The sequence below is a fragment of the Rhodococcus sp. 21391 genome, assembly GCF_016772255.1.
Classification (GTDB): domain Bacteria; phylum Actinomycetota; class Actinomycetes; order Mycobacteriales; family Mycobacteriaceae; genus Rhodococcus_F; species Rhodococcus_F opacus.
In genome coordinates this window covers 7196536-7208825 of sequence record NZ_CP063781.1, presented here as the reverse complement: position 1 = coordinate 7208825, position 12290 = coordinate 7196536, and the positions used below count along the sequence as shown (strand labels likewise).

The window sequence follows — 12290 nt, the reverse complement described above, 5'->3', positions numbered from 1 at the left end:
TATGGTGACGACACGGTTGGCAGCATTGGCGGGGCACTTCGGCCGCGACATCGATCGCGCGCTCCTGAAGTTGCAGGCGCTGATCGAGAGTGCGACGAACGACGGGGTGGACCTGCTCGTCCTGCCCGACGCCTGCCTCGGCGGCTACATCTCGGATCTCCGGCGGCCGGACACAGAGGAGCTTCCGCCCGCGCTCGCCGCGGACAGCCCGGAACTGAAGGCCGTCGCGAAGATGGCGGGCCGCATGACGGTCTGCATCGGGTACACGGAACTGTGCGACGGGGTGCGATACAACGCCGCCACCTGCGTGACCGGTGACGGAGTGCTGGGCAGTCACCGCAAGGTGCATCAGCCGGCCGGGGAATCTCTGGCGTACGCCGCGGGTGACTCCTTCACCGCCTTCGACACACCGGTGGGCCGGATCGGGATGCTGATCGACTACGACAAGACGTTCCCGGAATCCACTCGCACCCTTGCGCTCGACGGCGCGCGGATCATCGCCGCGTTGTCCGCGTGGCCTGCCAGCATCACGGACCGGGCGGCGCGCATGATGCAGGACCGGCAATCACGCCTGTTCGATCTCTACGATTCGGCCCGGGCCGCCGAGAACCAGGTGGTCCTCGTGTCGTCCAACCAGACCGGAATCCAGGGTGGCCTGCGGTTTCTCGGTCAGGCCAAGGTAGTCGGCCCGGGCGGCGACGTGCTCGCGCGAACGGGGACGAAGGGCGGCCTCGCCGTCGCCGAACTCGACGTCGACTACGAGGTCAACCGGGCCAGGAAGGTGCTACGGCACCTGGAGGAACGCCGCATCGACACCTACCGGAGAATGCTGGACCGAGGAGAACACTGACGTGCGGATCGCTCTGCTGACCTATTCGACCAAACCTCGCGGGGGAGTCGTGCACACGCTGGCGTTGGCCGAGGCCCTCGCCCGACAGGGTGCGGACGTGACGGTCTGGACTCTGGGCAGGCACGGCGACGCCGCCTTCTTCCGTCCTGTCGACCCGGCTGTCACCGTGCGAGTGGTGCCGTTCGCACACGTCGACGACGAGACCGTCGGTGAGCGGATCCTCCGATCCATCGAGACGATGCGCGCCGCCTTCCCCCCGGGGGCCTACGACATCGTCCACGCGCAGGACTGCATCAGCGCCAACGCCGTCGGGCGGTGCGTGCGAACCATCCACCATCTCGACCAGTTCACGACGCCCGCGCTGGCCGCCTGCCACGAGCGCGCGATCGTGGATCCGTACGCGCGGATCTGCGTGTCCGCCGCCGTCGCCGCCGAAGTTTCGGCCGGGTGGGGTCTCGATTGCGCCGTCATTCCGAACGGCGTGGACGCCGCCCGATTCGAGGAAGCACGCGAGGACACCCGGCGTCGCCGCAGGTGGGCCGGTGACTTGGGCGACTACGTGTTGGCGGTCGGCGGTATCGAACCGCGCAAGGGCAGCATCGACCTGCTGGAGTCGTTCGCACTACTCGTGAAGGAGCAACCGGACCTGCGGCTGGTGTTCGCCGGCGGCGAGACCCTGTTCGACTACCGGGGGTACCGGGACGAGTTCGACCGACGGGCCGCGGAGCTGGGTGTGACACCGACCATTCTCGGAACGATCGACGACGCCGACCTCCCCTCGCTGGTGGCCCAGGCGCGCTCGTTCGCCTTCCTCTCCACCAAGGAAGGATTCGGACTGGCCGCGATGGAAGCCCTGGCGGCGGGCGTTCCCGTCGTCGCACGCGACCTGCCGGTCCTACGGGAGGTCTTTCGCGGGACGGTCCGGTACGCGTCCAACCACGAGGAGATGGCACGCGCCCTGACCGAGCCTGCCGACGGCTCCTCCCTCGACGAGGGGCGCGCCTTCGCTCGCTCACACCGATGGGACGACGTTGCGCAGAAACATCTCGAGTTCTACCGGGAGGTCGCGGCGCACCGCTGACTCAGTCGGCGCTCTTGATCGTCTTCATCGTGATCAACGAGGTGACCCGCGATACCGCCGGGAGCCCGCTGAGCTTGGTGGCCATGAAGTCCTCGTACGTCGCGAGGTCGCGGACCGCCACCCGGATGAAGTAGTCGGGGATGCCGAACAGCCTCCGGCATTCGATCACCTCGTCGAAGGCAGCGACCCGGGACTCGAACTGCTCGATGGTCGCCTGGTCGTTCACACCGATCTCGGCTGTGACGATCACCTGGAAACCCCGATCGAGCGCTTCCTGACTGACGATGGCGCGGTAGCCGGTGATGACTCCGTCCGCCTCGAGCTTCTTGACCCTGCGCAGGCACGGGGACGGAGTCAGACCCACCAGATCCGCCAATTCCGTGTTGGTCAGACTGGAGTCATTCCGCAGGTGGTCCAGAATTGCGTGATCGATGTCATCCATTGAACTATTATTGCGCAGAGTGCGGAGAATGGGCATTTGCTCGCAATCGCGCACCGGGATAGTTGCTATAGATTTGCGTGGTGATCGATCCAGCAACCCTCTCGACGACCGCAGTCGTCGACTCCGCCCCCCGGCACGCTCCGGAATGGCGTCGCGCCCTGCAGGCGTCCCTCCCCGTCGGGATCGGGCTGGTTCCGCTGGGGATCGCCCTCGGGGTGCTCGTCGTCCAGCAGGGACTCAACCCGTGGTGGGCGATGGTTTTCACCTCGCTGATCTACGCCGGTTCCCTCGAATTCATCGCGGTCGGCATGGTGGCGGCGATGACGCCGCTCCCGTACATCGCGCTGACCGCGTTGCTGGTGAACTTCCGGCACGTGTTCTACGCCTTGAGCTTTCCCCTCGACAGGGTGAAGGGCCGGCTCGCCCGCTTCTACAGCATGTTCGCGCTGACCGACGAGGCGTACGCCATGACGGTCACTGGCGACCGGAAGTCGATGTCCGGCCGGGTCGTCGTGTACTCGCAGTTGTATCTCCACGCGTACTGGATCGGTGGTGCGATGCTCGGAGCGACCGCGGCGCAATGGATCCCGGAGAACATCGTCGGTCTCGACTTCGCGCTGACCGCGCTGTTCGTCGTGCTGTCCATCGAGGCCGTCCGGTCCCAGAGGGGTTTCGCGGTGCCCTCGATGGCCGTGATGTGCGCGCTGATCGCGCGCCTCGTCGACCCCGGACACATGCTGCCGATAGCGATGGGCGCCTTCGTGAGCCTGCTCGTCGTCCGCTATTTCCTCGCCCGGCGAAAGGTGGCCACCGATGCCTGACACCGGTTACATCCTCGCGGCCATCGCGATCATGGCGATCGTCACGTTCGCCCTGCGCGCCGTCCCCTTCGCGATCGTCATGCCGTTGCGCTCGTCCGCGCTCGTCGGCTATCTGGGTGTCTACCTGCCGGCCGGGATCATGCTGATCCTGGTGGCGTACTCGCTGAAGAACGTCTCCGTCACCGCTCCGTCGCACGGGATCCCCGAACTGGTCGCGGTGGGGGCGACGGCCGCGGTGCACCTGTGGCGCAAGAATGCGGTGCTCTCGATCGTCGTCGGGACCGGGCTGTATGTCGCCCTGATGAACTGGGCATTCGCCTGAGCCCGGCGCGCCTCACGTTTACGATGCAACCACACGGGTAGGCAGGAACCACAAGACAGTCGGCCGTTTCTCGGGAAGGACGCACTGATGAGCGAACAAGATGCACGTTCGGTGACGGGTGTTCGGGACAAGGACTACAACCTGATTTGGTTCGTCGAAGCGTCACTGAGCAACGCTCTGCGTCTCGAGGGTTACATTTCGGACGCCGACATGGACGGTGACGCCGAGTTGGCCGACTTCTTCCGCCGCGCCCAAGCCGTGAGCCGGAAGGGTGGCGATCTGGGCAAGGCCATGCTGGCCGCCCGCCTGAAGAAGGAACAGTAGGCCTCCGCCCCCGACTGGCCCGGGGCGGAACTCAACCCCTCTGCGTCGGCCAGGGACCGCCGCGGACAGGCCTGCCCGCGGCGGTCCGCTTTTCGTTGTCACGGAACCGCGGCTCGTAGTGATGGAAGAACACCTTGCCGACCAGGTCGCGTCGGCTGTGCACACCGGTCCTGTCGAAGATGCTCTTCAGATGTTGCTGCACGGTCTGCGCCGACACGTGCAGTTCGGCGGAGATCTGCGAAGTCGACGCCCCTTGCAACACCATCGACGTAACCTCCTTCTCGCGCTCGGTCAGCCCGTACGCCGACATCAGCAGCGGATACAGACGGCTCGGATGCGCCGGCTCCACGATCACCGCGATCCGCCGCCTGCCCGTCGACGTCAGGCATGCCCCGTGCAGCACCAACCAGGCCCCCGACCGCGACAGCACCCGCGAGATGGCCACGTCGCCCAGCCGGTCGCGGTCTTCCACACACCGCAACACGCGACCGGCGAGAGTAATCACCGAGGCCGGCAACTCCCCCCGATCCCAGTCCCCGCCCGGCAGATCCACCATCCACCGGTCGACCCCGGGCGTCGCGGATTCGATGTTCCACTTCTCGTCGAGGACGAGCAGACCCGGCGAATCCGCATACTCCGGTTCCTCGGCCTGCCCGCACAGCAGTGCTCGGCGGGCACCGCCCGCGAGGACCGGCGCGATCTGCTGCACGAACGACTTCTCGGTTTCCGAGAACATCGGCATCCCCTCGTCGCGATAGAGGCTCAGCGCTCCCCAGGTTTCTCCCGAGCGCGTGCGTAGCCGCGCAATCAACTCCTGGTCGCCGCCGAGTGTCCGGTTCCGGCGCCAGCGCGGACTTCCCGACGGATCACCGTGCGCGGCTTCGTGCAACGTGGAAATCCCTTCGGCGGAACGCATTACGTCGGGGACGGACTGAACGTCGTCCTCGTAGTACTCGGCGGCCAGCCATTCTCCGGGAAATTCGTCCATGCCGAAGTGATAGTGACTGGTCATCAGCATGGACACGGGGTCGAGGGTGAACCAGCACGGCGTCCAGTAGTACGGGACGACACCGGCGACGACGTCCGACGCGTCCCGCCACAGCGACACCAGTCCGCGGGGTGCGGCGCACAATCGTGCGACCTTGTCTGCCGCGCACTGCACGGAATCCACGCTCACGAGTCAAGCGTACGAGCGCGGATCGGCGGCGGAAATACCAGAATTGTGGAATGGTGCGCCCGCTCCACCGCTCCTAGCGTCGGTGACATGTCCAAAACCGATACCGCAAATGTGCGGCTGAACCCGCCGCCACCCCAATTGATGCGGCTGGTCAACCCGTTGGTCCGGCGGGTCCTCACGACCCGGTCACTGGGTCGGCGCATCCGGCGCCAAGGACTGATCGAGTTCACCGGCCGTCGTACCGGGCGCACCCTGCGAGTGCCGGTATGCCTGCACGACGTCGACGGTCAGACGCTCGTCTTCACCGAGCGTCCGTGGCGGCGCAACTTCGCCGGCGGCGCACCCGTGACGGTCACCCACCGGGGCCGTGTCCGCCGGGGCTGGGCCCTGCTACTCGAGGCCACCCCCGCCGAGGCAGGCGCCGCATTCCGTGCCGCGCTCGACGACGGGGCCACCCCGTTCGAACTGGGCCTGAAGGTCCCGCGGGGATACGAGCCGACCGAAGCCGAACTGGCCACGATCGCCCGGTCGCTGATCCGCGTCGACTACGACGACTGAGGAAAGTTCCCATGCGTATCAACAGAATCCGACGCGACATCACGGTACTCGGCGACGAACTGGAAGTACCGGGGATCGGGCACCTACCGGTGAACGCGTACGTTCTCCACGCCGCCGAACCCGTCGTCGTCGACACCGGACTCAGCCTGCCCGGACGCGGCTTCATGGACGCCCTGGGATCAGTGCTCGACCCCGCGGACGTCGAGTGGATCTGGCTGACGCATCCGGACCGCGATCACACCGGCGCGTTGTTCGACCTTCTCGACGCGGCGCCGCGCGCCCGCCTGATCACGACGTTCGCGGGCATCGGCATCATGTCCTGCGCACGGCCCGTCCCGATGGACCGGGTCTACCTGCTCAATCCAGGTCAATCCCTCGACGTCGGCGATCGCACACTGACGGCGCTGCGGCCCCCGCTGTTCGACAATCCCAGCACCGTCGGCTTCTACGACGACCGCAGCGAGGCCTGCTTCTCGTCGGATTGCTTCGGGGCGCCGATGGAGACCGCCGAACTCGCCACCGCCAACGACGTCGGGTACTCCGCACCCGGCGCCGTCCGCGCCGCGCAGCACCTGTGGGCCACCGTCGACAGTCCCTGGGTGCACCTGGTGGACGAGACGAAGTTCCTGCGCACCGTCGCCGCGGTCCGGGCGCTCGACCCGCGATGGATCCTCAGCACCCACCTCCCCCCGGCGGACGGACGCACCGCCGAGTTTCTGGACATGCTCGCCGAGGCACCGAAGTCAGACCCCTTCATCGGGCCCGACCAGGCCGCACTCGAGCAGATGCTGGCCGGATTCGAGCCCGTCGCGTGAGGTCCACCGCAGAAAAAAAGCCGCCGACACCATATGGTGCCGGCGGCCTCTGCGACGGTGCCGTCATATCGCCTCTCGGCAAGTGGTCGCTCTCGGCGACAATTTTAATGTGGTACCCGGGGTATGTCCGACACCGTCGACGGGTTCAACTGTACCGTCCTCGGAGATATTCCGCCCCTCCCGCGTCACACGTCGTGGTCAGCCGTCGGATGCGCGATCGCGAGCAGCGCCGGCGCACCTCGGCCCGGCCAGGTGCCCTCCAGAGTGTGCGAGCCGAGGTCCGCGACCCGATCCGGATCGATCACCCGGAACACCCGGATGCCGATCGCGGCCGCCGTGATGACGGTGGCCGTTCCCTCATTCGCACAGGTCACGGCACCGACGACCGGCACGGTCGAGCCCGGTGAGCCGCTACCCGACACCCTCGTGGTCACCTCACGGCGCTCGGCGAGTGCGGCGAACTGGAGTTCCGCCTCGGTCCCGCCCGTCAGGATGGCCGTCGCGAGCGCACTCGCGTACACCGGGTCGGCGCAGGCGTCGTAGACCCAGCGCTCACCCAGCACGGAATGCTGCATCGTGGTGATCAACGACGCCTCCGCACCGGCCGTCGGGGCACCGCGATACGTCACCGGCACCTGCACGACCTGCCCGTCGGCCGTCCGGACCAGGTGGGTTTCGATGCCGACCTCCCCGGCCGGATCGTCGAACCGGTACGCACCGACGACCTCGAGGGACGACGCGTCGGCGGACCCGATCCAGGGTTGGCGAGGAACCCACTCGCCGAGCATCTCGGCCTTGGACGGAGACAGTTGAGCGTGATGGATGAGAGCCACACGGCCGACGGTACCGCCTCACCCGGCAACCGGTGCCGCGTCGAGACCGGCGGCGTAGACGGTCATCCAGTGCGGATGCAGCCGGTAGTAGACCACGTCGTTGTCCCAGTCGAAGAAGTCTTCGCCGTAAAGGCTCTTGAAGTAGGCGAGCAGGTCCGGCCAGTCCGCGGCCGGCTCGCCGTCCCGGGGGTTGAGGGTCTCCACCGTGCCGTGCGTGAACACGCCCAGGTCCTCACCCCGCATGTGCGCGGCGCTGGCGGCCGGCCGGGCAGCGAGGTGGCGGGCCTTGGCGGCGCCGCGTGCCGTGCCGAAGTGCCACTTTCCGTGCAGGAAGTGCCCGTCCACACCACTGATCCGCGGTTCGCCCTCGGCCGTGACGGTGGACAGGGCGAGGGTGCACATGCCGGTGACGATCTGGGTGAGCTGCTCTGCGGTCAGGGTGTTCTCGGTGTTGATGATGGAACGCAGATGTGCGGTGGAGCGGGACAGGGAGGCGTCGAGGAGGGTCTGGAGCTCTTCGAGCTCTTCTCGTGTTTCGCGCATGGAGGTCCTTGTCTGTGTCGATGTCGATCCGGGGCCCGGCGCCGAACGGTGAAACCATGCTCGCACCGAGACCCTGACATCCTGTGTCAGGTTTTTCCGTCGATCTGCTCGATTCAGCTCGTGGACGTGTGTCCCAGTGCGGACATTCCGGCATCGAAACTCTCCAGGGCCGCGCCGACCGCCGCGGCGACGGTGACCTCGAAGACCTGATCCTCGGTGGGTCCGGCGGCGAGGAGCCGGCCGATGTCGGTATCGGTGATCGCGTAGGAGGCGTCGCGGACCATCGCGGCGTAGGCCTGCCACGGTTCGGGAAGCGGGTCGCCGGCCGCGGCGGCGATCCGCAGGCCCGGGTCGGTGACGGCGGGCCGGTTCAACACCGAGTGGCGGAGGTTGGCCACGACATCGTCACTCGTCGGGTTTCTCGCCGTCGGCGAGCAGGAAGCCGGGAAAGCGGTAGCCGAAACGGTGCAGGGCGCGGGTACCGCTGTGCAACTGGCCTTCCAGGAGGGTGAAGCCGAACGCGTTGGCAAGGCGGTTGACGATGTTCCACACCAGTAGATGCACTGTCCCTGGTCGCGGGTGTGGACGTCCGGTTTTGGCAGGTACGGGTCCGCAACTGCGAGGTGACCCGTCCCGGCGCGCACCGCGAGGTAGGACCAGCTGGCCGATCGGTCGGCGGAATCGGTCAGCGTCCGGGTCTGATACCGGGCCCGCTCGGCGGGCCGGCCGATGGCGGTCAGGGTGAGGTGGACACCGAGGCCACCGGGGAACGCCACGATGCGGACCAGGTCCAGGGTCAGGTGAGTATCGGCGGCCAGCAGCCGGTGGCCGTGCACCTGGACACCGCCGCACGTCGGCGGTGCGATCGCGGGCCAGCGTGGTCGGCGCACGGCCTCAATGCTGCATCCTCGCCGTGGCCGCGGCAACGGTGTGCCCGCACGAAATTCCCTGGTCCCGTTCGTAAACACCGGCCGCACCGAAGGCCGCAGCGCGGCGGGCGTAGCTGGTTAGACCGTGGTTGGACCGAGTACACAGCCTGGCCACCGATCCCGCACCGGGCGAAGATGCACCCGTGCGCCTTGACGCAGCACCCGCCGCGGGGCACGGTGCAGGTGCGGTTCGCGTCTCGGTCGTTCTCGGGATCTGCCACATGCGCCCGCACTGCACCGACGTCGGAAGAAATGAGTATCCGTGACTGACGTACCAGTCCACTACTCGTCCGCGCGCCCTCCTGGGCGGGTCAATACCACCGAATGGATCAAGGCTCATCTCGAGCGAATGGATCACCCCGACCCGTCGCCCGCCCCGGCAGTCGACGACCCCGGCACCGAACGGGTGTGAGGTGTGCCTATCGGCGTTGTCGTGGCCAAGGTGCAAGAAGACGATCCCCTCTTCGACCCCGCCGCTCGCCGGGCGGAGGATTTTCTATGACGCGCGATGAAGAGCTGCTGCACATCGACCACGTCATCGACCGCCAAGACGTCCGGTATCCGGATCTGCCCCGGGAGAGCATCGAGCAGGTGGTGCACTCGCGCACGACACTTCGCGAACAGGAAGGTGCGCGACTTCGTTCCCCTGCTGGTCGAGCGACTCGCCCGCGAGAAACTCCAGGCGCTGGTGCCGACGTAACCGTGCGGGAGGCCGTCACTCAGTTCACATCGCCGAGGGGCGCGGCTGCACCACCCCGAGCCGGTCGCTCCCACAAGCTGCGAGGCAGCATCTCGGACATGGGGGGTGGCCGCCGCCACGGCCGGGCGGGGGCGGCGCGGGACGTCCTGCGGGCCCGAGACCATGCGGCCGCATCGGACCTGATCTGGGCGGACGAACGGGTCGATGAGCTGGTGACCGATCAGTTCCTGCGATGGAACTCATGTCGTCTCGTCCGGCCGGCTGGGGCGTGGCATGCGTCCGCCGTATGGAGGCCGGTCGGTGCCGGGGTGCTGTCACGTCAGGAACGCGGTGACCGCCGCGAGGTAGATCACGATCGACAGCAGGTCCTGGACTACGGTGGCCAGCGGCCCGGATCCGAAGGCCGGGTCCCTGCCGAGCCGGTGCAGCAGCCAGGGCAGGACCATCGCCACCGTGGTGGCGATGGCACTGGCGGACAACACCGCGACCGCAACCGCGGCCGCGAGCTCCCAGTCCCCGGTCATCAGCGCGACCATCGGTGCCATCACCACGCCGAGAATGGTGCCGACCCAGAACCCGGTGAGGACTTCCGGCCCGACGATGCGCCGGATCCCGATCCCGACCGACAGCCCGCGGATCGCCAGGGTCTCGGTCTGGGTGCCGACGGCGTCGGCGAGATAGACGATGCCGGGCACGAAGTAGGCCACCGCCAGGTTGGCGTCCAGCTGCTTCTCGAATCCCGCCATCAAACCCGCCGAAAGCATCGCGCCGAGCAGTCCGACGAGCAGCCAGGGCAGCCGGTGCCACAGCCGACGCACTACCGTCTCGACGCTGGTCGTGCGGGCGGCTTCGACCGAGTGCATGAATCCGCCGAGCCGGGCCAGGTCCTCGTCGTGCTCGTGCGCGAGCACCGTGAGCAGCTGTTGCGGTGCGATCAGACCCCGGAACCGGCCGTCGGCGTCCACCACGGCGAGTCCGGGCTTTCCGTCCTGCGCCGCCTGCCACGCGGCATGTTCCTCGTCGGTGTCGGGTGTCACGGTCGGTGGGTCGGGATCCATGACGTCGCCGATGGTGGCGCCGCCCGATGCGCCGAGGATCCGCTCGATGACCGCCACGCCGACCAGGTGGTCGTCGTCGAGCACCGCGACGACGGACCAGTCGATGATCCCCGGCGAGTCGCGCGGTCGCTTCGCTGAGGAACTGCTCACAGGCCAGTCGCACCGCCTCCTGCTCGTCGAGACGGAGAGACCCACCCGTCGATGTGATGCACACGACGATCATCCCGTCGGCCGTGGCGTGGGTGCGTGCGTGCGACATGGAGAATGTCGTATGTGCGGGTGTGGTTGTGTTCCTTCGCATTCGGTGAACGATCGGTTGCGCATCACCGACATAAATTCGGCCAATAAAATTGCAGTCCAATGCATTTCGCTTCGAATGCACAGTTGTTGCGCGGTGCACAGGCGGGTTCGGCCATTCCCCCGCCTGCACACCGATAGGATGCTGACCGCGGGCCCGCGATCTCATCGGCGCCCCCGACATCACCACCCGCCGCCTTCTTTGTTGTCCGAAGTCCACCCGGGTGTCATCGTGTCCTACACCTCACTGCGCATTGCCTCGTTCAATCCGCTTGTGGAGCGTGGCCGCCGACCGAGCCGCACACCGAACGGGATCGGTGAACGGCAGTTCCTCCCCTGTGGACGGATGTCGAAGTCATCTCTTGCCTGCCCACCCGGCACGGGGGTCGAATCCTGTTGCCTTCTCGGCCTGCGCGTAGGCCCGCAGGGCTTCGGCTGCCGTGCTGTCCAGCTTCGGTGGCACCGTGACCTCGGCTCTGACCAACAGATCGCCCGCCGTGCCGCCGCGTACGGGCACTCCGCGACCGCGAATTCGAAAGGTCCGTCCCGCTGCCGTGCCGGCTGGGATCCTCATTCCGACGTGGCCGTCGAGGGTGGGGACGGAGATCGTTGCACCCAAGGCTAGTTCGCTGAAGGTGACCGGAACCGTGACGGTGAGATCATCGCCGTCGCGGCCGAACACCGGGTCCGTGTTGACGTGCACGCTCACATACAGATCGCCCGCAGGTGCGCCCCGCAGGCCCGGTTCGCCCCGGCCGGGGATGCGGATGCGTTGACCGTCGCGCACGCCGGGCGGCACCCGGACGTTGATCGTGCCGGTGCGATTCCCGATGCCGGCGCCCTGACAGTCCGGGCACGGTGCGTCGATGAGGGTGCCGGTGCCACGGCAGTCGTCGCAGGGTTCGCTGAACCCGAATGCCCCCAGGTTCCGGGTGACCAATCCCATCCCGTTGCAGCGTGAGCATTCTCTCGCGGTGGTGCCGGGCGTGGCGCCGCTGCCGTGACATGCGGTGCAAGTGGAAGTAGTGCTCACTCGAAGTGGCACCACGACGCCTCGGACGGCGTCACGGAAGGGCAGCCGGGTGTCGGTCTCGACGTCGCTGCCGCGCCGTGGTCGTGTGCCGGTGGTCCGATTGCCGGCACGGTTGAAGAGGTCGCCTATTCCGCCACCCGCGGTGGAGGAGGTTGAGCCTCGCGCGAACAGGTTGCCGAAGTCGAAATCGCCGCTGACGCCGGCGCTTCGCTCGCCGGGGTGGAATCGGGTGCGGTCGAAGGGGCCGGCGGTGAACAGCCTGCGTGCCTCGTCGTAGTCCTTGCGTTTGGCCGGGTCCGAGAGCACGGCGTGTGCCTCGCTGACTGTCTTGAAGCGGTCCTCGGCTCGGGGGTCCTGCGGGTTGGCATCCGGGTGCAGAGCGCGGGCGAGCCTGCGATAGGCCTTCTTGATCTGCTCGACCGACGCGTTCGAAGGGACGCCCAGGTCGGCATAGAAGTCGCGTTCCAACCATTCCCGCTGCGTCACTGGCCATCTCCTTCCTCCCGC

At 67.4% G+C, this 12290-nt stretch carries 17 protein-coding genes; 9 read left to right on the top strand and 8 right to left on the bottom strand.

What is annotated here, in order from left to right; translation table 11 throughout:
- The first annotated feature begins 1 nt into the window (after position 1).
- Together GO592_RS33465 and GO592_RS33460 are read left to right on the top strand one after the other, a co-directional pair.
- The gene (locus GO592_RS33465) at positions 2-850 is read left to right on the top strand and encodes a carbon-nitrogen hydrolase family protein (protein WP_039951449.1); all 849 of its coding nucleotides are present in this window, start codon (positions 2-4) and stop codon (positions 848-850) included.
- Position 851: 1 nt separating this feature from the next.
- Positions 852-1931, top strand: coding sequence for an MSMEG_0565 family glycosyltransferase (locus tag GO592_RS33460; RefSeq protein ID WP_007297845.1), 1080 nt, complete (start codon positions 852-854; stop codon positions 1929-1931).
- A gap of 1 nt (position 1932) precedes the next feature.
- Here GO592_RS33460 and GO592_RS33455 read toward each other — a convergent pair whose 3' ends face one another.
- Positions 1933-2373: an Lrp/AsnC family transcriptional regulator gene (locus GO592_RS33455; RefSeq protein ID WP_007297846.1), complete on the bottom strand. Its 441-nt coding sequence runs from the start codon at positions 2371-2373 to the stop codon at positions 1933-1935.
- Between the two features lie 77 nt (positions 2374-2450).
- Here GO592_RS33455 and GO592_RS33450 point away from each other — a divergent pair, with 77 nt between their 5' ends.
- The 3 genes from GO592_RS33450 to GO592_RS33440 all read left to right on the top strand — a co-directional run bounded on the left by GO592_RS33450 (position 2451) and on the right by GO592_RS33440 (position 3840).
- A complete protein-coding gene (locus GO592_RS33450; RefSeq protein ID WP_007297847.1) occupies positions 2451-3194 on the top strand; it encodes an AzlC family ABC transporter permease in 744 nt (247 codons plus the stop codon).
- Positions 3187-3516 carry a branched-chain amino acid transporter permease gene (locus tag GO592_RS33445; protein WP_007297848.1) on the top strand — a complete coding sequence of 110 codons (330 nt, stop codon included), beginning with the start codon at positions 3187-3189 and terminating at the stop codon, positions 3514-3516. The genes GO592_RS33450 and GO592_RS33445 overlap by 8 nt, the downstream gene beginning before the upstream one ends.
- 87 nt (positions 3517-3603) lie before the next feature.
- Positions 3604-3840, top strand: coding sequence for a hypothetical protein (locus GO592_RS33440; RefSeq protein ID WP_005254663.1), 237 nt, complete (start codon positions 3604-3606; stop codon positions 3838-3840).
- A gap of 31 nt (positions 3841-3871) precedes the next feature.
- On the opposite strand, the gene GO592_RS33435 is transcribed toward GO592_RS33440, so the two are convergent.
- Entirely contained in the window at positions 3872-5002 is a 1131-nt protein-coding gene (locus GO592_RS33435; protein ID WP_007297849.1) for a helix-turn-helix transcriptional regulator, read from the bottom strand.
- Positions 5003-5104: 102 nt separating this feature from the next.
- Here GO592_RS33435 and GO592_RS33430 point away from each other — a divergent pair, with 102 nt between their 5' ends.
- Together GO592_RS33430 and GO592_RS33425 are read left to right on the top strand one after the other, a co-directional pair.
- Positions 5105-5575 carry a grhN gene (locus GO592_RS33430; RefSeq protein ID WP_237720445.1) on the top strand — a complete coding sequence of 157 codons (471 nt, stop codon included), beginning with the start codon at positions 5105-5107 and terminating at the stop codon, positions 5573-5575.
- 11 nt (positions 5576-5586) lie between these two features.
- Positions 5587-6390 (top strand): MBL fold metallo-hydrolase, encoded by an 804-nt coding sequence (locus tag GO592_RS33425; protein WP_007297851.1) that lies wholly within the window; start codon positions 5587-5589, stop codon positions 6388-6390.
- A gap of 185 nt (positions 6391-6575) precedes the next feature.
- On the opposite strand, the gene GO592_RS33420 is transcribed toward GO592_RS33425, so the two are convergent.
- The 4 genes from GO592_RS33420 to GO592_RS44910 all read right to left on the bottom strand — a co-directional run bounded on the left by GO592_RS33420 (position 6576) and on the right by GO592_RS44910 (position 8318).
- A complete protein-coding gene (locus tag GO592_RS33420) occupies positions 6576-7223 on the bottom strand; it encodes a CG0192-related protein (protein WP_007297852.1) in 648 nt (215 codons plus the stop codon).
- A gap of 18 nt (positions 7224-7241) precedes the next feature.
- Positions 7242-7766 (bottom strand): pyridoxamine 5'-phosphate oxidase family protein, encoded by a 525-nt coding sequence (locus tag GO592_RS33415; protein WP_007297853.1) that lies wholly within the window; start codon positions 7764-7766, stop codon positions 7242-7244.
- A gap of 113 nt (positions 7767-7879) precedes the next feature.
- Entirely contained in the window at positions 7880-8164 is a 285-nt protein-coding gene (locus tag GO592_RS44915; RefSeq protein WP_007297854.1) for a hypothetical protein, read from the bottom strand.
- A gap of 7 nt (positions 8165-8171) precedes the next feature.
- Positions 8172-8318: a hypothetical protein gene (locus tag GO592_RS44910; RefSeq protein WP_007297855.1), complete on the bottom strand. Its 147-nt coding sequence runs from the start codon at positions 8316-8318 to the stop codon at positions 8172-8174.
- A gap of 639 nt (positions 8319-8957) precedes the next feature.
- Between GO592_RS44910 and GO592_RS33405 the strand changes: the two genes are divergently transcribed.
- Together GO592_RS33405 and GO592_RS46680 are read left to right on the top strand one after the other, a co-directional pair.
- A complete protein-coding gene (locus GO592_RS33405) occupies positions 8958-9107 on the top strand; it encodes a hypothetical protein (protein ID WP_157234249.1) in 150 nt (49 codons plus the stop codon).
- Positions 9108-9203: 96 nt separating this feature from the next.
- Positions 9204-9395, top strand: a complete 192-nt coding sequence (locus GO592_RS46680; protein WP_371737008.1) for a three-helix bundle dimerization domain-containing protein — start codon at positions 9204-9206, stop codon at positions 9393-9395.
- A gap of 314 nt (positions 9396-9709) precedes the next feature.
- On the opposite strand, the gene GO592_RS33400 is transcribed toward GO592_RS46680, so the two are convergent.
- The gene (locus tag GO592_RS33400; RefSeq protein WP_237737173.1) at positions 9710-10603 is read right to left on the bottom strand and encodes a magnesium transporter; all 894 of its coding nucleotides are present in this window, start codon (positions 10601-10603) and stop codon (positions 9710-9712) included.
- 502 nt (positions 10604-11105) lie between these two features.
- A complete protein-coding gene (dnaJ, locus tag GO592_RS33395; RefSeq protein WP_202715062.1) occupies positions 11106-12269 on the bottom strand; it encodes a molecular chaperone DnaJ in 1164 nt (387 codons plus the stop codon).
- Between the last annotated feature and the right edge of the window lie 21 nt (positions 12270-12290).